This window comes from Lichenibacterium minor (assembly GCF_004137685.1).
GTDB classification, from domain to species: domain Bacteria; phylum Pseudomonadota; class Alphaproteobacteria; order Rhizobiales; family Beijerinckiaceae; genus Lichenihabitans; species Lichenihabitans minor.
The window spans coordinates 1-19,766 of sequence record NZ_QYBB01000007.1; the positions used below are offsets into that span (position 1 = coordinate 1).

General features: G+C 69.6%; 17 protein-coding genes and 1 pseudogene. 13 read left to right on the forward strand and 5 right to left on the reverse strand.

All coding sequences use genetic code 11. From position 1 onward, the window contains the following. The coding region (locus D3273_RS08060; protein ID WP_165359423.1) for a transposase at positions 1 to 200 on the reverse strand (200 nt) is incomplete at its 3' end. A gap of 160 nt (positions 201 to 360) precedes the next feature. Between D3273_RS08060 and D3273_RS08065 the strand changes: the two genes are divergently transcribed. From D3273_RS08065 to copD, 7 genes are all read left to right on the forward strand, one after another. Further along, positions 361 to 1,160 (forward strand): IS5 family transposase gene (locus D3273_RS08065; protein ID WP_245501065.1). Its coding sequence is split into 2 segments (ribosomal slippage): positions 361 to 700 and positions 700 to 1,160, totalling 801 coding nucleotides; the frame shifts between segments, so codons are not numbered across the junction. Positions 1,161 to 1,565: 405 nt separating this feature from the next. Beyond that, positions 1,566 to 2,714 (forward strand): glutathionylspermidine synthase family protein, encoded by a 1,149-nt coding sequence (locus D3273_RS08075; protein ID WP_129225311.1) that lies wholly within the window; start codon positions 1,566 to 1,568, stop codon positions 2,712 to 2,714. A gap of 411 nt (positions 2,715 to 3,125) precedes the next feature. Then, the gene (locus tag D3273_RS08080; RefSeq protein ID WP_129225312.1) at positions 3,126 to 5,159 is read left to right on the forward strand and encodes a carbohydrate-binding domain-containing protein; all 2,034 of its coding nucleotides are present in this window, start codon (positions 3,126 to 3,128) and stop codon (positions 5,157 to 5,159) included. A 480-nt stretch (positions 5,160 to 5,639) separates the two neighbouring features. Continuing rightward, on the forward strand, positions 5,640 to 6,263 hold the full coding sequence (locus tag D3273_RS08085) for a hypothetical protein (RefSeq protein ID WP_129225313.1): 624 nt from the start codon (positions 5,640 to 5,642) through the stop codon (positions 6,261 to 6,263). Between the two features lie 82 nt (positions 6,264 to 6,345). Beyond that, on the forward strand, positions 6,346 to 6,672 hold the full coding sequence (locus D3273_RS08090) for a DUF2946 family protein (protein ID WP_129225314.1): 327 nt from the start codon (positions 6,346 to 6,348) through the stop codon (positions 6,670 to 6,672). Between the two features lie 198 nt (positions 6,673 to 6,870). Beyond that, on the forward strand, positions 6,871 to 7,239 hold the full coding sequence (gene copC / locus D3273_RS08095) for a copper homeostasis periplasmic binding protein CopC (protein WP_129225315.1): 369 nt from the start codon (positions 6,871 to 6,873) through the stop codon (positions 7,237 to 7,239). After that, positions 7,236 to 8,114 (forward strand): copper homeostasis membrane protein CopD, encoded by an 879-nt coding sequence (copD, locus tag D3273_RS08100; protein ID WP_245501066.1) that lies wholly within the window; start codon positions 7,236 to 7,238, stop codon positions 8,112 to 8,114. The genes copC and copD overlap by 4 nt, the downstream gene beginning before the upstream one ends. A 342-nt stretch (positions 8,115 to 8,456) precedes the next feature. On the opposite strand, the pseudogene D3273_RS08105 reads toward copD, so the two are convergent. Next, a pseudogene (locus tag D3273_RS08105) lies at positions 8,457 to 9,331 on the reverse strand (transposase). A 386-nt stretch (positions 9,332 to 9,717) separates the two neighbouring features. Further along, complete coding sequence (locus D3273_RS08110) at positions 9,718 to 10,902, reverse strand: lytic murein transglycosylase (protein WP_165359424.1); 1,185 nt, start codon at positions 10,900 to 10,902, stop codon at positions 9,718 to 9,720. Between the two features lie 277 nt (positions 10,903 to 11,179). Here D3273_RS08110 and D3273_RS08115 point away from each other — a divergent pair, with 277 nt between their 5' ends. After that, complete coding sequence (locus tag D3273_RS08115) at positions 11,180 to 11,626, forward strand: hypothetical protein (RefSeq protein WP_207210735.1); 447 nt, start codon at positions 11,180 to 11,182, stop codon at positions 11,624 to 11,626. Positions 11,627 to 11,650: 24 nt separating this feature from the next. Here the strand turns inward: D3273_RS08115 and D3273_RS08120 are convergent, their stop codons facing one another. After that, positions 11,651 to 12,226: an ActR/PrrA/RegA family redox response regulator transcription factor gene (locus D3273_RS08120; RefSeq protein ID WP_129225319.1), complete on the reverse strand. Its 576-nt coding sequence runs from the start codon at positions 12,224 to 12,226 to the stop codon at positions 11,651 to 11,653. 138 nt (positions 12,227 to 12,364) lie between these two features. Continuing rightward, positions 12,365 to 13,750 carry an ActS/PrrB/RegB family redox-sensitive histidine kinase gene (locus D3273_RS08125; protein ID WP_129225320.1) on the reverse strand — a complete coding sequence of 462 codons (1,386 nt, stop codon included), beginning with the start codon at positions 13,748 to 13,750 and terminating at the stop codon, positions 12,365 to 12,367. A 137-nt stretch (positions 13,751 to 13,887) separates the two neighbouring features. On the opposite strand from D3273_RS08125, the gene D3273_RS08130 reads away from it, so the two are divergent. The 5 genes from D3273_RS08130 to D3273_RS08150 all read left to right on the forward strand — a co-directional run bounded on the left by D3273_RS08130 (position 13,888) and on the right by D3273_RS08150 (position 19,742). After that, on the forward strand, positions 13,888 to 14,661 hold the full coding sequence (locus D3273_RS08130; protein ID WP_129225321.1) for an ABC transporter ATP-binding protein: 774 nt from the start codon (positions 13,888 to 13,890) through the stop codon (positions 14,659 to 14,661). Positions 14,662 to 14,690: 29 nt separating this feature from the next. Next, the gene (locus tag D3273_RS08135; protein WP_129225621.1) at positions 14,691 to 15,476 is read left to right on the forward strand and encodes an ABC transporter permease; all 786 of its coding nucleotides are present in this window, start codon (positions 14,691 to 14,693) and stop codon (positions 15,474 to 15,476) included. 146 nt (positions 15,477 to 15,622) lie between these two features. Continuing rightward, positions 15,623 to 16,888: a polyhydroxyalkanoate depolymerase gene (locus tag D3273_RS08140; RefSeq protein ID WP_207210736.1), complete on the forward strand. Its 1,266-nt coding sequence runs from the start codon at positions 15,623 to 15,625 to the stop codon at positions 16,886 to 16,888. Between the two features lie 125 nt (positions 16,889 to 17,013). Further along, a complete protein-coding gene (locus tag D3273_RS08145) occupies positions 17,014 to 17,778 on the forward strand; it encodes a M48 family metallopeptidase (RefSeq protein ID WP_129225322.1) in 765 nt (254 codons plus the stop codon). Next, positions 17,775 to 19,742 carry an acyl-CoA synthetase gene (locus D3273_RS08150; protein WP_129225323.1) on the forward strand — a complete coding sequence of 656 codons (1,968 nt, stop codon included), beginning with the start codon at positions 17,775 to 17,777 and terminating at the stop codon, positions 19,740 to 19,742. Before D3273_RS08145 ends, D3273_RS08150 begins: the two co-directional genes overlap by 4 nt. Positions 19,743 to 19,766: the final 24 nt, after the last annotated feature.

Below are 19,766 nucleotides of genomic sequence, written 5' to 3' on the forward strand. Positions count from 1 at the left end.
AGGTAACGCCATGGACAGCCGGTCCGCAGCAGAAACAGGATCGCATTCATCGCCGAGCGCATGTTGGTTTTCCGCGGCCTGCCACCGGGAGTCGCATCCGGGATCAGCGGACCCAGCACCGCCCATTCCGCGTCCGTGACGTCGCTCGGGAAGCCACCGCCCGGCCGCTTGTACTTTTCTCGCTGTTCGTCGGTCCACATGGCGATCCCGCTGGCTCGGTCGCCAACTCTGAATCATATAACCAGGACGAGGTCAGCCACCCTTTTGGGTCAAGCTCTTAGGGCGTGGTGACGATTTGAGGTTTGGGAATCCCCACGCGGTTTGAAATGGGATTCATCGCTGATCTCGGGGGGATCAGCGATGATGTGTGACCGGCTGCGTGACGATGAGTGGGATCGCTTGAAGGCTCTGATGCCCGGCGGCACCAAAGGACGCCGTGGTCCTCGGACCGACAATCGGCTGTTCGTCGATGCTCTGCTGTTCATGGCCAGGTTCGGAGGGCGCTGGCGCGATCTGCCTGCAGAGTACGGGCACTATCAAAGCGTGAAGCGCCGTTATGACAGGTGGATCGAAATGGGCGTTCTCGACGACATCCTGGCCACCGTGGCACAGGAAGCCGATCTGGAGTGGCTGATGATCGATCCGACGATTGTGCGGGCTCATCAGCATGCCGTGGGGGCCCGCCAGGACAAAGGGGGGCGGATGCCCAGGGCCTGGGCCGGTCTCGCGGCGGCCTGAGCGCCAAAATCCATGCCGAAAGTGACGCTCTGGGTCTTCCCGTCCGCCTCATCGATACGCCGGGCCAGCGCAACGACATCGCCCTGGATCAGGAGTTGATCGAGGGCTTCGAGGCGGGTGCCGTCATCGCCGACAAGGGTCACGATGCCGACTGTCTCGCCGACACCATGGTCGAGAGCGGAGCGGAGGTCGTCATCCCACCCAAGCGCAACCGCAAGGTTCAGCGCTCCTGCGACAAACATCTTTACCGAGAGCGTAACGCTGTCGAGCGCTTCTTCTGCAAACTCAAGCATTTCAGGCGCGTTGCCACCCGATACGACACGCTCCTCGCCAACTTCATGGGTTTCGTAAAGCTCGCCGCCATCGCGATCTGGATCAAAAAGTTAAATCGTCACCACGCCCTAGCTCTCGAATGTTGTTGAGGCAGCTCTGGATGAGGCGTAGCCCATTGTTCGCAGCAATTGCGCCTGGAGGCCTGTCGTGAAGCGGAGCAAGGTCGTCGCACTGCTGGTAATTGGGGTCGGACCATTGGCCCTCGCAGCTTGCGATCGACGGTCGGAGTGCCGGCAGGGTGATCCTCCGTCCCAGGACTGCCGGCCGGCCTCGTCGGCCCATGGCGGCGGTGCGGGAGGTGGCGGAAGCTCCTCGCATGGGTGGTGGCCCTTCGCCGGATCCTCGTCCAGTTCCGATGCCGTCGCAACGACGAGCGGCACGGGCGAGGCCGCGACGGCCCGCGGAGGCTTCGGCGGCACGGGCGAGGCCGCATCCGGAGGGGGGCATGGCGGCGGCGAAGGCGGGGGTGGCCATGGCGGCGGCGGGGGCGGCGAATGAGACGCGTCCCTTCGCCCTTGCGCCCGGATTTCGACCGGATCTGCGCCGACCTCGGCTTCGCCTTCGCATACGCGGACGACGAGCCCTACTGGGACGAGACGGTCCGTTACGAATTCACGATGGAGGAGGTCGAGTGCGACCTTGAGGCGCCGACGGCGGAACTCCATGCCATGTGCCTGGAGCTCGCATCCCGGGCGGTGCAGGACGGGCGCATGCTGCGGCAGCTCGGCGTGCCCGAGATGGCGTGGGACGCCGTCGCGGCCAGCTGGAGGGCCCGCGAGCCATCCCTCTACGGCCGTTTCGACCTCTGCTTCGGCGGGGACGGGCCCGCCAAGCTCCTGGAATTCAATGGTGACACGCCGACGTCGCTCTATGAGGCCGCGGTGTTCCAGTGGCATTGGCTGGAAGCCGGCCGGACGCAGGGCTGGCTGCCTCGCGACGCCGACCAGTTCACCTCGATCCACGAGGCGTTGATTGCGCGGTGGCGCGAGGTATGGCCCGACCGCCGGCTGCACTTCGCCGCCATGGACAACGTCGAGGACCGGGGCACGGTCTATTATCTCGCCGACACCGCGGTCCAGGCCGATCGTGTTGTCGACGTGTTGCGCATCGACGAGATCGGCCTGAGGGGCGACCGCTTCGTCGACCTCACGGACGCGCCGATCGACGTCCTGTTCAAGCTGTACCCATGGGAGTGGCTGCTGCGCGACCCCTTCGGCCATTCGGCCGGGATGGCGACGGTCCGCATGGTCGAGCCGGCCTGGAAGATGATGCTGTCGAGCAAGGGCGTCCTGCCGCTGCTGTGGCGGCTCGCGCCGGGCCATCCGAACCTGCTCCCCGCCTTCTTCGAAGGTGAGGCTGACAGCGAGGCGCTGGGGCACAGCTGGGTGAGGAAGCCGGTCCACTCGCGCGAGGGTGCGAACATCACCATCGTCGAACGCGGCGCCGCGTCGTCGCGCACGGGTGGGCCTTATACCGGCCCGGCCGTGCTGCAGGCCTTTCACCCCTTGCCCGTGTTCGATGGCATGCGGCCCGTTGTCGGATCGTGGATCGTCGGCGACCGCCCCTGCGGGATGGGCATACGAGAGGATGCGACGGCGATCACCGGCAATCGATCGCGCTTCGTGCCTCACGCCATCACGTGAGGCCGACCAGTCCCGAGAGGGACATCATCGAAGGTGGTCGTTGGAGCCGGCTTACCGCTGTCGACCTGTCCATGTCGTAGGAAAGTGGCGGTAAACTCTCCCGAAGCAGATGTACATCATCGAGCAGCGTGCCCTGGCCCACCCCAAGCGGCCTGACGCGCCACCGCCATCTCCGAAAAGACGATGCTCGACCGCACACGCTTCTCTGCGGTGATTGTGAGATAGCGCCCGCTCGTTTCATGATCATTGCGACTAAATTCTAGACGTCACGCAGATAACCTACCGTTAGGAATTCACCGCTCATTTTTAGATCTTGATAACATATTTTGAGCCATCCTTGAGGAATGTCGGAGCGCCAGCCGACGCACGAACGCCGGCTCCCAGCGGCAACTCCCCTCGATGAGATTTCGCATGGTAGATCTGACCGGCTACAAGATGACGTTCGATGACGAGTTCAACGCTCGTAGTATTTCTCAAAGTGGCACGGGCACCACTTGGTCTGACATCCGGCCGCAATGGCGTTACGATGCTGAATCGGATATCGGCTTCGGTAAGTCGTCTTTCGTCGACGCGGGATCCGGGTATGACCCGTTCAATGTGGCCGGTGGCGCTCTGTCCATCACAGCCGTCCCAGATCGGACGGCGTCCGGCTACCCAGGTTCGTGGGAATCGGGGCTCATCAGCACCAAGGGAACGTTCTCCCAAACCTACGGCTACTTCGAAATGCGGGCTCAGACAGCCAGCGCACCGGGCAGCTGGGATGCCTTTTGGATGTTGCCGGACAAGCCGACGGCGAACCAAGAACTCGACGTGATGGAGCACTACGGGAACAACAACCCCGGCACGTATAGCACCATTCATACCAGCGACAATACGCCCGCGAGCGCGCTTCAGGTCTACAGTCAGGACGCAAGCCGCACCACCGGCTACCACACCTACGGCATGGACTGGGAGCCCGACCGGATCACCTTCTACGTCGACGGCAAGGCGATGGGCTCCCAAGCGACGCCGAGCGACATGCACAGCCCGATGTACCTGCTGGCCGACCTCGCGACGGAGTCCAACGCCGCCGGTGGGTCGATGACGACCAAGATCGACTATATCCGTGCTTTCTCCAAGGACCCGGCGGCGAAGGCCGTGACGCAGGGCACAGTCTCGGCGCCGGATGCCAACGATCCCGGATTGTATGGGGCGTCGACGGCCAACGTCACAGCCGCGGCGACCTCCACGGCGACGGCTTCATCCGGTCCGACCTCGACCACGGTGGGCAGCGGCTCCGACAAGCTGGTGCTGTCGATGAGCGAGGATGCTTACAAGGGCGATGCGCAATACACAGTGTCGGTCGATGGCCAGCAGGTCGGCGGGACGCAGACCGCCCATGCGGCGCACGGGACGGCCACGGACACGCTGAACCTGCTGGGCGACTGGGCTGCCGGGTCCCACATGGTTTCGGTGAACTTCCTCAACGACCTTTACGGCGGCTCCACCGCAACCGACCGCAACCTGTACGTCAATGGGGCTACCTACGATGGTGCGGGTGTGTCAGGCGCGCAGAACTCGCTCATGTCGACCGGCGCCAAAACCTTCGTGTTCCAGGACCTGAGCCCGACCACCACCACGACGGCGACCACCACGACGGCGACCACCACGGCGACGACCACGACGGCGACGGCCTCGTCCGGTCCGACCTCGACCACGGTGGGTAGCGGCTCCGACAAGCTGGTGCTGTCGATGAGCGAGGATGCTTACAAGGGCGACGCGCAATACACGGTGTCGGTCGACGGCCAGCAGGTCGGCGGGACGCAGACCGCCCATGCGGCGCACGGGACGGCCACGGACACGCTGAACCTCCTGGGCGACTGGGCTGCCGGGTCCCACATGGTTTCGGTGAACTTCCTCAACGACCTTTACGGCGGCTCCACCGCAGCCGACCGCAACCTGTACATCAATGGGGCTACCTACGATGGTGCGGGTGTTTCAGGCGCGCAGAACTCGCTCATGTCGACCGGCGCCAAAACCTTCGTGTTCCAGGACGTAAGCTCGACCACCACCACCACGGCGACCTCCACGGCGACGGCCTCGTCCGGTCCGACCTCGACCACGCTGGGCAGCGGCTCCGACAAGCTGGTGCTGTCGATGAGCGAGGATGCTTACAAGGGCGACGCGCAATACACGGTGTCGGTCGACGGCCAGCAGGTCGGCGGGACGCAGACCGCTCATGCAGCGCACGGGACGGCCACGGACACGCTGAACCTTCTGGGCGACTGGGCTGCCGGGTCCCACATGGTTTCGGTGAATTTCCTCAACGACCTTTACGGCGGCTCCACCGCAGCCGACCGCAACCTGTACATCAATGGGGCTACCTACAATGGTACCTTCGTGGGCGACAGTCAGCACTCGCTCATGTCGAGCGGGCCACAGAACTTCACCTTCCATGCCGGCTAGAGCGGCCGGTGACTGGAGGAGCCACCAGCTCACGTCATCCAGTGACAGTTGTTCTGTCGTAGCCGTGCCGAATGTCTCCTTCGACCCGATCACGATCCAGACCGGCCTGACCGCTCCTCGTCCGAGTCGGACGATCGCTTCCGACAACGGCCCTTACCGGCACCATTCGACCCCAGCGCCGTGCGGGCGCCGGGGGCTTCTTTTCGGTTGGGACCCTTGCCGTCGCATCGGTTCGATCTGGTCGGTCCGGTATGACATTCTGTTTTGGCTGGCGAGGTCACGATGTGCCTAATGGCCTGCGGCGGCGATCCGCTTGGAGGTGACCCCGAAAGCGCTCGCCCGCAGGGTACGAAGGAAAGCCCGCAGCGATCGACATACTATAAGATGCTAAAAACAATCAGTGGTTAGAGGAGCGGTGCGCTGCAACGCCGGGGTGTTAGGCCAGCTCATAGCGCGGCTCTGCTGGGGACCGTAGCGGTCGTGCTCGGGCTGCTTTCGTCGCCGGTAGGCGCACACGGGCGCCTGCCTGATCCGAACGGACCACACAATGGCCTGTTCGTGCCGCCAGTCATGCATCCGCAGATGCCGGCGATGGCTGCGGAGGCTGGTGCCACTCGGCGCGTCGCTGAACAGCTCCTTTGGGATGACCGGGATGGCAGGCGGCTGCTGCAGTTCCTTGAATATCAATCCTTCGCCTGCCTTTGGGGCCGAGTGCCCGGCAGCATCACCGACGAAAACAGCCCATTCAACCGATGCGCCCATGCGTATCTCGCTGGCGTTCAAGCCCTGCTGGTGCGCCTGCAGCTTGTGCGTGGGGACCACGCCGCCGTGCGGGCGCTGACGCAGGCCATCGCCGATGACCCCTTGGCCGCCGCCCCCCTCTGCCAGTTCAGCGCCGAAGGGTTCTGGACCGGCACGATCATATGGCCGGACTGGCCGGACCTACTCCACCATCCCGAGGTGCTGACCTGGTTCGGCGGATTGCTGCTGCTGGCCGGCAGCAGCGTGTTCCTCGTGATCGCCGGCCTGCGCCGCCTTCCGGCCAGAGTTGACCAGCCCTCCTTTGAGGCCCGCGGGCAGTTGGCCGGCGAACGGGCGGATTGACAAAGGCGCGTCAGTCCCATGGATTGCCCCGATGGTAGCCTCGCGACCATCCGGGTCGCGGTTCGTTCTCGCCGCGACCCTCATGCTGATCCTGGCCCTGACCGGCGTCGGGCGCGGCTTCGTGGCGATGGCCAGTGAGGCGAGTTACAGCCTGGCCGGCGTCACCGTCCCGATCTGCCACTCCGGTCGGGGTGAGGCGTCGATCCCATCCGATCCGGCGCATCCCGTTCAGCACGATTGCTGCGATGCCTGCGCCCTCCTCGCCCCCACGTTGCTGCCGGCAGCGCCAGTCCTGACCACACCGGCCGCGGTCGAGCATCACGCCGCTCACGCCGCCGCCCTCGCTTGGTCGCCCCATCTCGCGCGCCTGCGCGGCCCGCGCCTGTCCCGAGGTCCGCCGTCCGCGTGAGCTGACCTCACGCGAACCCGACCCCTCTCCAGCTCCGGCCGGCCCGCACCATGCGGGCCAGCTTAGCCGTGGGTTCTCAGGACCTTCCCCATGCCCGTCTCAACGGCAACCGGCAGCCTTGCCCTTGCCCGCGGCTGATGCCGAGCCTTTCGCCTCCTCGCGGCTCGCACCCGCGTCAATCTTTCGAAGGATGACACCATGACAACTTCTCTGGTCCGCATCGGCCTCGCGACTGCCCTGCTGCTCGGCTCGATCGGTGCCGCGGCAGCCCACGCGCACCTGAAAGCTTCGACACCGGCCGCTGGCACGACGATCTCGGCAGCACCCGCCGAGCTGCGCCTCGGCTTTTCGGAGGGCGTGAACCTCAAGTTCACGGGCGTCGTCGTGACCGGCCCCGCCGGAGTCGTGGCGACCAGCACTGCGGCGATGGCGCCGGGCGATGACAAGACGCTGGTGGTGCCCGTCGCCGGCCCGCTCGCACCGGGTGCCTACAAGGTTGAATGGCACGCGCTCGCCACCGACGGCCACAAGACGGATGGAAGCTACAGCTTCACCCTCAAGCCGTGACCTCGCCTCTGGTCGCGCTGGCTGCCTGCCGCGTCGTCCAGGACACGGCAGCGCTACTGCTGTGGGGCGGCGGCGCCTATCTCGCCTGGCTGGTCCCCAAGGACCTCGGCAGCGCGGTGGCTGATCGTTTGCAGGTTTGGGCGGCGGCGGCGGCGGTCGCCGCAGTCATGGCGACCGCCGCCGAGCTGCCGGTCGAGGCGGCGTCGATCGGCGATGGCTGGCGCGATGCCGTGAACCCGGCCGTGATTGTCGGCGTCCTGACTGACACAAGCAGCGGCTACGCCTGGAGCGCGCAGGCGGCAGCGGCAGCACTGCTGCTGGTGCTGCTCGGGATGGCTCCGCTACGGGCGAAGCTCACCGGAACGGCCATCACCGCGGCCTTGATGCTGGCGGGCCTGAGCCTGACAGGCCACGCCGTCATGCACGAGGGATGGCTCGGCGTGGCGAACCGCGCCAACGATGTCCTGCATGTGCTGGCAAGCGGCGCCTGGTTCGGCGCTCTCGTTCCCGTGCTGACCATCCTGCCTTGTCTCGGGAGATCTGAAAGCCGTGCCGAGGCGGCGATCGCGCTCCGCCGGTTCTCACGGGCCGGTCACATCGCCGTGGCCCTTGTGGTGGCGACGGGGATCGCCGGCACCGCCTTGATCCTCAAGCAGTGGCCCATCGACCTCAGCTCGCCCTATCAGGTTCTGCTCGACGTCAAGGTGCTAGCCGTGGCCATGATGACCGGCTTGGCTGTCCTCAACCGATATGTCTTCGTACCGCAACTACCCACCAGCCTTGCCAAGCTGCGCCGAGCCACCTTGGCCGAGGTGCCACTTGGCATCCTCGCCATCGCCCTGGTGGCTGTTTTCGGCTTGCTCGACCCGAGCTGAACTATAGTCCCCTATCAGTATGGGCCAGTCAGCCAAACCAGCAAGGACGATCATCCGAGCCGGTTCTTTTCACGGCACAACGATGATGCACCGTGGGGCCGACCCGATGGCGCAAGTTCCCCATGCCACTCGATGTTCCCTGCTGAGGGAGGGTTGTCCAGAGATCGCTCCCACTGCCGATAATGGCCATTCTCGGTCGCCGTCGAGTTCGGAAACGATCATGGTGCCGAGGCCCTTTAGCGTTTCTGCGAGGCACCGGGAAGGGCAATCATCGGCAGATACTACGGCGCAACTACAATTCCTATGAAGATTTACGACGGTGTTCGCTAGAGTTGTTGCCGTTCAAGCTGGTTCTTCTGCGTCATAGCCAACCGTGGCGAGGTCGTTGCGGCACTCGTCGGGTTTGAAACAAATGAAGGCTTCGCGGATCGCCGCCCGAAGGTCCGGCACGGTGCGGGCCGCCGCGGTGCGCAGCAGGGCTTCGAGCTTGGCGAAGGCGTTCTCGACGGGATCGAAGTCGGGACTGCAGGCCGGAAGGTAGCGCAGCTGCGCTCCTGCCGCCTCGATCGCCTGGCGGACGCCGGCCACCTTGTGGGCGGCGCGGTCGCCCATCACCACCGTGTCGCCCCGTTCGTGGCACCGTCCATGAGATCGATCGCGAGGGGGCCGCTCGCCCGCAGCGCGGCCGTGACGGTGGTGGCCTTGTCGTGGCCGTGCGGCTACGCCCGGCCATAGCGCCGCTCCATGTTGGTGGCGGTCGCGGTCTCGTCGAGGAAGACGACGCGCTCGGGGGCGAGGTCGACTGGCCCCTCGAACCAAGCCTGGCGCGCCTCCATCACGTCCGGACGGTTCTGCTCGGCGGCGTGCAGATCCCTTTTACGGGTGATGCCGTGGCGCCGGAAGAAGCGCGGCAGCCCGCTCAGGCTCGCCGTGGCCCCGCTTTCACCCGACACGTCCCGCACCTCGCGCAGAAAGATCTGCGGCCGCGCCGCTTAGGCCTGCAGGATCGTGGCCACATGGGCCTCGGTCCGGTGCGAGAGCCGGTCGCCGCCCATCGGTTCGGCGGCGATCCCGCCCTCGGCCCGGAACCCCGCGTGCCAGCGGATCGCGCTCGCCTTGGCGATCCCGAACCGCTCCGCAGCCTGCCCGCACGAGGCACCCGCCGCCATGGCGGCGATCACCCGCTCGCGCAGGTCAAGCGACAAGGCTCGTGCCATCATGCCCTCCGTGGTCACGACACCATGGAACCCCACCGGCAGTTCGCCCGCGACTTCGGTCGACTCAGATCGAAAGGCAGTTGTTCTAAGTCTGGTTCGATATGCCTGTACCCAAAACAAACCGGCTGGAGCCGCCATCGTGCCGCGCCAAAGTCCGTCCGTCCCGGAAGCTCAACGATACCGCAGTGAGACGCCGTACCCCGTTGAGGTATACCCCCGTGAGGCTGCACCGGATGCGGGACTCGATGTCCTCCGCTCCTTGACGCCCCCGGTTGTTGGCGCCTTGAAAGCATTTCTCTGGACCGGTCGACCCGTCGTTCTCCGGCGAGTCAGGGCGGCGACGTGTCTTCTCGACGCGGATAGCTGTCCTCCGTACTCCCCCCCCCTCACCGCGCCAGCGCCCGCACCAGCGCCGCCGTCGGGTTGCCGTCCGGCACCAGGCCGACGCGCTTCTGCGCGTCCCGGATGGCGTCGCGCAGCATCAGGCTGATGCGCCCCGTGCGGTCGTCCACCGGCAGGCCCAGCGCGGCCATGCGGGCCTGGAGCGCGATGCGGTCGTCGCGGCCGATCGGCGCCGCGGTGGGCCAGGCGGCCGAAACCGCGGGGCCGCCATCCATCCGATCGGCCAGGGTACCGACGGCCAGCACGTAGCTGTCCGACGAATTGTAGGTCTTGATGACGGAGAAGTTCGTCGTCACCAGGAAGGCGGGGCCCGGCGCGCCCGCGGGGAAATACAGGATGCCCGTGCCGTCCTCCGGCAGGACGCCGCCGTCGACGCGCGCGACGCCCCGCGCCGCCCAGGCGGGGAAGGGGGCGCGGGCGGCCGCGCCGATGTCGAAGCCGGGCGGCAGCCGCACCTCGAAGCCCCAGGGCAGGCCTGGCGTCCATCCCTGCTCGTGGAGGAAATCGGCGATGGAGGCGAGGGCGTCCGGCGGGTCGCCCCAGATGTCGCGGCGGCCGTCGCCGCGCCAGTCGACCGCATATTTGAGGAAGCTCGACGGCATGAACTGCGGCTGCCCCATGGCGCCCGCCCAGGAGCCGCGGAGCGCGTCGCGCGGGGCTTCGCCGCGCTGCAGGATGTCGAGCGCCGCCAACAGTTCGTCGCGGTACAGGTCCGGCCGGAAGCCCATGGCGCCCAGCGTCGCCATGGAGCGGACCACGTCCTTGGACCCCGGCGCCGCGCCGTAGTTCGTTTCCAAGCCCCAGATCGCCACCAGCACCGCGCCCGGCACGCCGAAGCGCCGCTCGATGGCGGCGAGGTCGTCGTGCCACCGGGACAGCAGGCTCGCGCCCTCCGCGACGCGAACCGCCGTCACGGCGGCGGCGAGATAGGCACCGGTCGGCTTGTTGAGCTCGGCCTGCCGCCGCGTCAGCGCCGCCACGGCGGGGTCGGGCGTCACGCCAGCGAAGGCCGCGTCGAAGGTGGCGGGGGATATGCCGCGCGCGTCCGCGGCCGGCTTCAGCGTCGCCACGAAGGCGGCGAGCGCCGCCGGGGAGGGCGGCTGCGGGGCCGGTTCGGCGGCGGAAGCGGATGCGGCCGCCAGGATCGCCATCGCGGTGCCGGAAGCCAAACCGCGCCAGTCTCGAATGCCCACGATCCCGCCCCGCCCGCCGCCGCGTTCCCGGCACGATAGCGCGTTCCGCGCGGCCGGGCACCCGTCGCACGCCGCTCCTGGCCCACCCGGCGCCTCGCGGAACACGACGGACTGGCCTCCGGAGCCTGCTCCCCGATAAGGTGTCGGCGCCGGAGGCCCACCGAAGCGTCGTGGCCTGCTCGTCGGACCCCTCCCGGCGAGAGCGGGAACGACGGTCGCCACCGTGCCGAGGACCAGGATCGTGAGTGTTGCGATGCCGCGATCGCCCGGTCCCGCGAAGCCCGGCTTTCCCCGCAGGGGAGGGGACGAGCCGTGGCTGTCGCCCGATGCCGCGGCGGTGCCGCTTTCGGACGTGGAGCACGTCCGCGCCATCCTCGTCGCGTCCGCGGGTCTGCGCCGGACGATGAGCTATTCGGAGCTGCTCGAAGCGCTGGGCCACCGGTTCAGCCGCCCCAGGATGCGGGCGGTCTGCGGGACGCTCGACGCCATCGACGAGGCCGCCCGCGCCGCCGGCGAGCCCGAACTGGCCGTGCTGGTGGTCAGGAAAGCCGACGCCCTGCCGGGGCAGGGCTGGTGGGTCGGAGGCCGGCCGCGGAGGGCCGGATACGAGGGGCCCTGGTCGGGCCCCGATGCGGTCGCCTTCGTGGCGAGGCTCCAGGCCGTCGCCTTCGACCGCTGGGGCGGCCGCGCGGATCCCTGACGGGGAACCCGCGCGGCGCTTCGCTCAGCGCGGGGCGCGCTTGGCCAGGATGCGCTGCAGCGTGCGGCGGTGCATGTTGAGGCGGCGGGCCGTTTCGGACACGTTGCGGCCGCACAGCTCGTAGATGCGCTGGATGTGCTCCCAGCGCACCCGGTCGGCCGACATCGGGTTCTCCGGCACCTCGGCCTTGTCGTGGCGCAGCGCCATCAGGGCGCCGTAGATCTCGTCCGCATCCGCCGGCTTGGCGAGGTAGTCGAAGGCGCCGAGCTTCACGGCCGTCACGGCCGTGACGATGTTGCCGTAGCCGGTGAGGATGATGGCGCGGGCGTCGGGCCGCTTGCTCTTCAGCTCGGAGATGACGTCGAGGCCGTTGCCGTCGGCGAGCCGCATGTCGATCACCGCATAGGCGGGCGGGCTCTTCTCGATGGCGCTGAGGCCTTCGGCGACCGATTCCGCCGCTTCCACCTGGAAGCCGCGGCTCGCCATGGCGCGGGTGAGGCGGGTCAGGAAGGGCTTGTCGTCGTCGACGATGAGGAGCGAGCCGTCGCCGTGGAGGACCTGGGGGGCGCCGGCGTCGGCGGGGGTGGGCTGCAGGCTCATGCTCTTGGATCCCGTGCTGATGAGGCCGCGGGCAGGAGGACGGGGGGCGCCCCGTCCCCGGGGGACAGGTGAGCCGCTCGCCTCGGGCGGGCCGTGCTGTCGGCGTTGGACGCCGCTCCACCCTAGATGGGGCCCGCGTCAGAACAAACCAGGGGCACGGGGCTCCTTCGGCCGCTTCGACGGGGTGGACCTCGGCCGCGCCGCGCCGCGTTCGAAGGCGTCGCGCGGCCAGGTCACGGACACGACGGCGCCGGTCTGGGGCGCCGACGCGTTGGACGTCCGGACGACGGCCCCGGAGCGCTCCAGCAACGTCTTGGCGATGAACAGGCCGAGGCCGAGGCCGGAGTTGGTTTCCGACTTCGCCCGGCCGCCGGCGCGGCGCGTGGTGACGTAGGGCTCGCCCAGCCGCGACAGGATCTCGGCGGCGAAGCCCGGCCCGTCGTCGCGCACCGTCACGCTGACGATGTCGGGCGTCCAATGGGCGTCGATCTGCACCCCGTGGCGGGCGAAGTCGACCGCGTTCTCGACGAGGTTGCCGAGGCCGTACAGGATCGCCGGGTTGCGGGCGCAGACCGGTTCCTCGTCGAAGCCGATGGGCGTCACAGTCACGGCCACGTCGAAGTTGCGCTGCGGCCCCGCCACGTCCTCGACGAGGTGGCTCAGCGTCATCTCCTCGAGCGGCCCGGCGTCTTCCGTCCCGAGCGAGGTCAGCTTGCCCAGGATGGCGCGGCAGCGCTGCGCTTCCTGGTCGAGCAGGCGGATGTCGTCGGCGATCTGCGCCACGTCGATCATGGCGCCGGCCTTGGCCACCAGCCCCAGCATCTCGCGCACCACCAGCGTGATGGTGGCGAGCGGGGTGCCGAGTTCGTGGGCGGCGGCGGCGGCGAGCCCGTCGAGCTGCGTCAGGTGCTGCTCGCGGGCGAGCACGAGCTCGGTGGCCGCCAGCGCGTCGGAAAGCTGGCGGGCTTCCTCGGCGACGCGGGACGCGTAGACGCCGATGAAGCCCACCCCCAGCACCACCGCGCACCAGATCCCGGCGGAGAACAGGAAGGGCAGGCGGATCTCCTCGCCCGGATGCCAGGGCAGCGGCTCGTGCCAGCGCACCAGCACGGTCGCCGCCACCACGGCGAGCCCGCCGAGCAGCAGCGTGCGGGGCGGCGGCAGCGACGCCGCCGAGATCATCACCGGCGCCAGGAACAGCATCGAGAAGGGGTTCTGGAGGCCCCCCGTCAGGTACAGCAGCGCGGACAGCTGCAGGAGGTCGTAGCCGAGCAGCGCGGTGGCGGTGTGGTCGTTCAAGCGGTGCGTGACGGGGTAATGGAAGCGGAGCCAGGCGTTGCAGATCACCGACAGGCCGATCACGGCGAGGCAGGCCGCCAGCGGCAACGGGAAGCCCAGCACGAGCTGGGTGAACAGCACCGCGCTGGCCTGGCCCGTCAGCGCGAGCCAGCGCAGGCGGGACAGCGTGTCGACGCGCAGGCGTCGCGCCGGCCGTCCGAGGTCGATGTCGATCATGTTGGGCATGGGCCGGGGGGATGTCCTCGCTGGGTCGCGCTCGACGGCGCTTATAGCGGTCCCGGCGACCGCCGGGGGCGACCGCGCGGTTTTGCCCGTGCGACGGCGGGTTCGTTTCGGCGGCGCGGACCGCTTATACCCTCCGCATGCAGCATCCACCGACAGCCGGGGCCGCCATCGCGCTCCGAAGCCTCACCAAGCGCTACGGCGGGCACACGGCCGTCGACGGCCTGACGCTGGAGATCGCGCGCGGGTCCGTGTGCGGGCTGCTCGGGGGCAACGGCGCCGGCAAGACCACGACGATCGGCATGATCATGGGGCTGATCCTGCCGACGTCGGGCGAAGCGCGCGTGCTCGGCGCCGACATGGCGACAGACCGCCACCGCGTGCTCGGCCGCATGAACTTCGAAAGCCCCTACGTGGACATGCCGCACCGCCTCACGGTGCGGCAGAACCTCGACGTCTTCGCCCGGCTCTACGGGCTGAAGGACCGCCGCGCCCGCGTGGCGGCGCTGGCGGCGCAGCTGTCGCTCGACGCCTTCATGGACCGGCCCGCCGGCGCCCTGTCGGCCGGGCAGAAGACACGGGTGGCGCTGGCCAAGGCGCTGCTGAACAGCCCCGACGTGCTGCTGCTCGACGAGCCCACCGCGTCGCTCGACCCCGACACCGCCGATTGGGTGCGCGGCCTGATCGAGGACGACCGGCGCGCGCGGGGCACCACCATCCTGCTCGCGTCCCACAACATGGCGGAGGTCGAGCGCCTGTGCGACCGCGTCGTGGTCATGCGGACGGGGCGCATCGTCGCCGACGGGACGGTGGCGTCGCTGAAGGCACGCTTCGGGCGCGACACGCTGGAACAGGTCTTCCTCGACGTCGCGCGGGGGACGGGAAACGACAGCATGGAGGAAACCGCCGCGTGACCGCCTTCTCGCCGTCCCGCGTCGCCGCCATGGTGACGCGCTATTCCTACCTGCTGCGCGGCTCCTGGCCGCGGCTGCTCGACCTCATGTACTGGCCCACCGTCCAGCTCGTCACCTGGGGGTTCATCCAGCGCTTCGTCGGCCAGGCCGCCGCGGCGGGCGGCTCGGGGGGGCGGCTCGCCGTCGGCGCCGGGACGCTGATCGGCGCCGTGATGCTGTGGGACGTGTTGTTCCGCGGCCAGCTGGGCTTCACGCTCTCCTTCCTGGAGGAGATGCATTCGCGCAACATCGGCAACCTGTTCATGAGCCCGCTGCGACCGCTGGAGTTCGTGGCCGCCATGATGGTGATGAGCCTCGTGCGCCTGGCGCTCGGCGTCGTGCCCGTCACCGGGCTCGCCGTGCTGTTCTTCGGCTTCAACCTGTGGGGGCTCGGGGTCGCGCTCGGCCTGTTCTTCGCCAACCTCATCCTGACGAGCTGGAGCGTCGGCCTCGTCGTGTCGGGGTTCCTGCTGCGCAACGGGCTCGGCGCCGAGGAGCTGGCGTGGAGTTTCATGTTCCTGCTGCTGCCGCTCAGCTGCGTGTATTATCCCGTGGCGGTGCTGCCGGGCTGGCTGCAGGCCGTGTCCTGGTGCCTGCCCCCCACCTACGTCTTCGAGGGGCTGCGGGCCGCCCTGAACGACGGCGTGGTCCGCGCCGACCTGATGGCCGAGGCCTTCGCGATCAACCTCGGCCTCATGGCGCTCGGCACGCTCGCGTTCCTGTGGTTCGTGCGGCGCTCGCGCGAAGCCGGCACGCTGCTGCAGATGGGCGAGTGACCCCGCATGGCGCCGCGATCGCGCGCTAATCGTGACACGCCGGATTGTCGGTCCTCCCGGCAGGGGCTATCCTCGGGCCAGCAGGGGCGGCTCCGCGCGCGGATGCCCGGCTCCGGAACTCCAGCGTCGGGTGTGTCGTGGGTCAGATGAAGATCACTTACCCCATGTACGAGATGACCCATCTCGCGCTGGCGCCGGCCCGTGCCGTCTCGGACGCCACGCGCCTCCTCTTCAAGAACCCGCTGAACCCCTGGACCTACACGCCCGTCGGCCGCAACATCGCCGCCGCGGCGGAAGTGTTCGAGCGCATGACGCGCCGCTACGGCAAGCCGGTCTTCGGCCTGGACCACACGACGGTCGACGGGCGCGAGCTCGCCGTCACCGAGACGGTCGTCTGGGAGCGGCCCTTCTGCAAGCTGCTCCACTTCAAGAAGCATGACGACGGCGGCACGGCCCCGCGCTCGCGGATGCTGGTGGTGGCGCCGCTGTCGGGCCACTACGCCACCCTGCTGCGCGGCACCGTCGAAGCGCTGCTGCCCCACTTCGACGTCTACGTCACGGACTGGGCCGACGCCCGCATGGTGCCCCTGGCGATGGGCCGGTTCGACCTCGACGACTACATCGCCTACCTGATCGACATCCTCCGCGTGCTGGGCCGGGACGGCGTGCCGGTGCACACGCTCGGCGTGTGCCAGCCGGCCGTGCCGCTGATCATCGCGGCCGCCCACATGGAGAAGACGGGCGACCCGCTCCACCCGACCTCGATGACCCTGATGGGCGGCCCCATCGACACCCGCTGCAGCCCCACGGCGGTGAACAGGCTCGCCGAGGAGCGCGGCACCGAGTGGTTCCGCGAGAACTGCCTGGAAACGGTGCCCTTCCCCTATCCGGGCATGGGCCGCAAGGTTTATCCGGGCTACCTGCAGCTGTCCGGCTTCATGGCGATGAACATGGACCGCCACGTCAATGCCCATCAGGACATGTTCTACCACCTCGTCAACGGCGACGGCGATTCGGCCGAGAAGCACCGCGACTTCTATGACGAATACCTGTCGGTGTTGGACCTGACGGCTGAATACTACATGCAGACGATCGAGCAGGTCTTCGTGTTGCAGTCGCTGCCGAAAGGCGAGTTCGTGTATGCCGGGGAAAAGGTCGACCTCGGCGACATCCGCCGCACCGCGCTGATGACCGTGGAAGGCGAAAAGGACGACATCTCCGGCGTCGGCCAGACCAACGCGGCGCAGCGGCTGTGCCGCAACCTGCCCGACGCGCTGAAGCTGCACTACCTGCAGCCCGGCGTCGGGCATTACGGCGTGTTCAACGGCTCGCGCTACCGCACCGAGATCGTGCCCCGCATGGTGGAGTTCTCGCGCCGGGTCGAGACCGTGGATCGCGCCGAGGCGGCCTGACCCGCGGCGTCGGGCGCGCCGGTTCCGGGCTGCCGGGGACGGTGCCGGCACCTTCGCCCCGGCGGAACCGCGCCGGCCCCCGCGCTCCCGCTCCGCCCCCACCGCGACCTCGCCTGGGCATCCCCATGTTCTGGACCCGTCCCGCCGCCGCAAGGGCGCCGGCCCCGCCCGAGCCCAAGACCCTCGACGTGTGCCACGCCGGCGCCGTCCACCGCGTCGCCGTGAAGCGCGTCGCGGCGGCGCGGCGCTTCACGCTGCGGGTGCGAGCCGCCGACGGCGCCGCCGTGCTGACCATGCCGCCGCGCGCCTCGCTGCGGTCGGCCCAGGCCTTCGCGGAGCGCAACGCCGAATGGATCGGCACGCGCCTCGCCGCCCTGCCGGAGCGCATCGCCTTCCGGCCCGGCACCTCGGTGCCCCTGCGCGGCACCGACCATGTCATCGCGCTCGACCCGACGAGCCTGCGCCGCGTCCAGCCGGGCCTGGGCCCCGACGGCACCCCCGTGCTGCGGGTGTCGCCCCGCGCGCCCGATCCCGCGGGCGCCGTGCTCCACTTCCTGGCCGCCGAGGCGAGGGCCGACCTCGCCGCCGCGGTGGCCCGCCACGCCGCCGCGGTGGGCCGGCCCGTGGCCGGCATCACGCTGCGCGACACGCGCTCGCGCTGGGGCTCCTGCTCGTCGCGGGGGGCGCTGAACTTCTCCTGGCGGTTGATCCTGGCGCCGCCCGTCGTGCTCGACTATCTCGCCGCCCACGAGGTGGCCCACCTCGTCCACATGGACCATTCCGAGGATTTCTGGCGCGTGACGCGCCGCCTCGCGCCGCGGACCGACGAGGCCGAAGCCTGGCTGAAGCGCCACGGCCCCGGCCTCCACCGCTACGGGCCGGGCCGATGACCGGCGCGGGGCCGGCCGAGCCGCCGGTGGCGGGCGCCGCCGACATCGCCGCCATCGAGGCGGCGGGCTGGCCCGCCGACCTGCCGGCCACGACCTACGAGGTGTTCCGCCGCGCGGCCGAGCGCTTCGGCGACGCCACGGCCCTGTCGTTCTTCCTCGCCGTCGACGACCACCGGCGCACGCGGGACTGGAGCTATCGCGCGCTCTTCGCCGAGGTGACGCGCGCCGCCAACGTCTTCACCCGCCTCGGCGTCGGCCCGGCAGACGTCGTCGCCTACGTGCTGCCGAACCTCCCCGAAACGCATTTCGCCCTGTGGGGCGCGGAAGCGGCCGGCCGGGCGCTGGCGATCAACCCGCTGCTCGACGCGGACGGCATCGCCGACATCCTGCGCGCCGCGAAGGCCAAGGTGGTGGTGACGCTGGCGCCCTTCCCGACCAACGACATCCCCGCCCGGGCGCTCGCGGCGGCGCGGGCGGCCGAAACCGTGACGGACGTCGTGCTGGTCGACCTCGCCGACCACGTGTCGGGCTGGAAGCGGATCCCCGCCCGGCTGATGAGCCTGCGCGCCCGCCGGGGCGCGCCCGGGGCGGGGCGGCCGAGGCTCCACCGCTACGGGCGCCTCGCCGCCGCGGCCCCGCCGGACCGGCTGCTGCGCGCGGCCGCGCCGGCGGCCGGGGACGTGTCGTCGCTGTTCCCCACCGGCGGCACCACGGGCCGGCCGAAGCTCGCCGTCCGCACCCACGCCAACGAGGTCGCCAACGCCTGGATGGCGAGCCGCATGGCGGGCGACGCGGCGAAGCCCGGCGACACGGCCTTCTGCGGGCTGCCGCTGTTCCACGTCAACGCCGCCCTGGTCACGGGCCTCGCCGCCTTCCTGCGCGGCGCCCGCGTGCTGCTCGGGACGCCCCAGGGCTATCGCGCCCCCGGGATGGTGGACCGCTTCTGGGAGATCGTCGAACACCACCGCGTCGCCTCCTTCAGCGGCGTGCCGACCCTGTATGCGGCGCTGCTGCAGAAGCCCGCGGCGGGGCGGAACCTGTCGTCCCTGCGCTACTGCTATTGCGGGGCGGCGCCCCTGCCGGCCGACGCCATCCGCGCCTTCGAGGCGCTGACCGGCGTGCCGATGCTGGAAGGCTACGGGCTGACCGAGGGCACCTGCGTGTCCTCCGTCAACCCGCTCGCGGGCGAGCGGCGCCCGGGCTCGGTCGGGCTGGCGCTGCCCTTCGGGCCCGTGCGGGCGCTGCTGCGCGACGCTTCGGGCGCCTTCCGTGGCGACGCCGCCCCGGGCGAGGCGGGCGCGATCTGCATCTCGGGGCCCAACGTCTTCTCCGGCTACCTCGGCGGGGAGGACAGCGGTTCCTGGGTCGACCGGGGCGACGGGCGCCGCTGGTTCGACACCGGCGACCTCGGACGGATCGATGCCGACGGCTACGTTTGGCTGACCGGCCGCGCCAAGGACCTGATCATCCGCGGCGGCCACAACATCGACCCCGCGACGATCGAGGACGCGCTGTACCGCCACCCCGCCGTCGAGCTCGCCGCCGCGGTGGGGCGCCCCGACCCCTACGCGGGGGAACTGCCGGTCGTCTACGTGCAGCTCCGCGCGGGGGCCGCCGCCGCCGAGGCGGAGCTGCTCGCCTTCGCGGAAGCGCAGGTCGGCGAGCGCGCGGCGCGGCCGAAGGCCGTGCGGGTGCTGGACAGGCTGCCGCAGACCGCGGTGGGCAAGATCTTCAAGCCGACCCTGCGCGAGATGGAAACGCGCCGCTTCGTCGAGGACGCGCTGGCGGGGGCGGGGATCGCCGCCACGGCGACGGCCGCCGTGGACCCGCGGCGCGGCATGGTGGCCACTGTGGCGGTGCCGCCGGACCGCGTCGAGGAGGCCCGGGCGGCTTTGGCCGGGACGAACATCGCGGTGGAGTTCGCGTCCGCCCGAGCCCCGGGCGGGGCGCCCGGCGCGGGATGAAGAACGATCGCCGACATCGGCGCC

What these genes read in the sequence shown, in the direction of transcription:
- D3273_RS08075 (WP_129225311.1), top strand. Translation starts at nt 1,566, where the DNA reads ATGAGACGCGTCCCTTCGCCCTTGCGCCCGGATTTCGACCGGATCTGC.
- D3273_RS08080 (WP_129225312.1), top strand. Translation starts at nt 3,126, where the DNA reads ATGGTAGATCTGACCGGCTACAAGATGACGTTCGATGACGAGTTCAAC.
- D3273_RS08090 (WP_129225314.1), top strand. Translation starts at nt 6,346, where the DNA reads ATGCTGATCCTGGCCCTGACCGGCGTCGGGCGCGGCTTCGTGGCGATG.
- copC (WP_129225315.1), top strand. Translation starts at nt 6,871, where the DNA reads ATGACAACTTCTCTGGTCCGCATCGGCCTCGCGACTGCCCTGCTGCTC.
- D3273_RS08115 (WP_207210735.1), top strand. Translation starts at nt 11,180, where the DNA reads ATGCCGCGATCGCCCGGTCCCGCGAAGCCCGGCTTTCCCCGCAGGGGA.
- D3273_RS08120 (WP_129225319.1), bottom strand. Translation starts at nt 12,226, where the DNA reads ATGAGCCTGCAGCCCACCCCCGCCGACGCCGGCGCCCCCCAGGTCCTC.
- D3273_RS08125 (WP_129225320.1), bottom strand. Translation starts at nt 13,750, where the DNA reads ATGCCCAACATGATCGACATCGACCTCGGACGGCCGGCGCGACGCCTG.
- D3273_RS08130 (WP_129225321.1), top strand. Translation starts at nt 13,888, where the DNA reads ATGCAGCATCCACCGACAGCCGGGGCCGCCATCGCGCTCCGAAGCCTC.
- D3273_RS08135 (WP_129225621.1), top strand. Translation starts at nt 14,691, where the DNA reads ATGGTGACGCGCTATTCCTACCTGCTGCGCGGCTCCTGGCCGCGGCTG.
- D3273_RS08140 (WP_207210736.1), top strand. Translation starts at nt 15,623, where the DNA reads ATGAAGATCACTTACCCCATGTACGAGATGACCCATCTCGCGCTGGCG.
- D3273_RS08145 (WP_129225322.1), top strand. Translation starts at nt 17,014, where the DNA reads ATGTTCTGGACCCGTCCCGCCGCCGCAAGGGCGCCGGCCCCGCCCGAG.
- D3273_RS08150 (WP_129225323.1), top strand. Translation starts at nt 17,775, where the DNA reads ATGACCGGCGCGGGGCCGGCCGAGCCGCCGGTGGCGGGCGCCGCCGAC.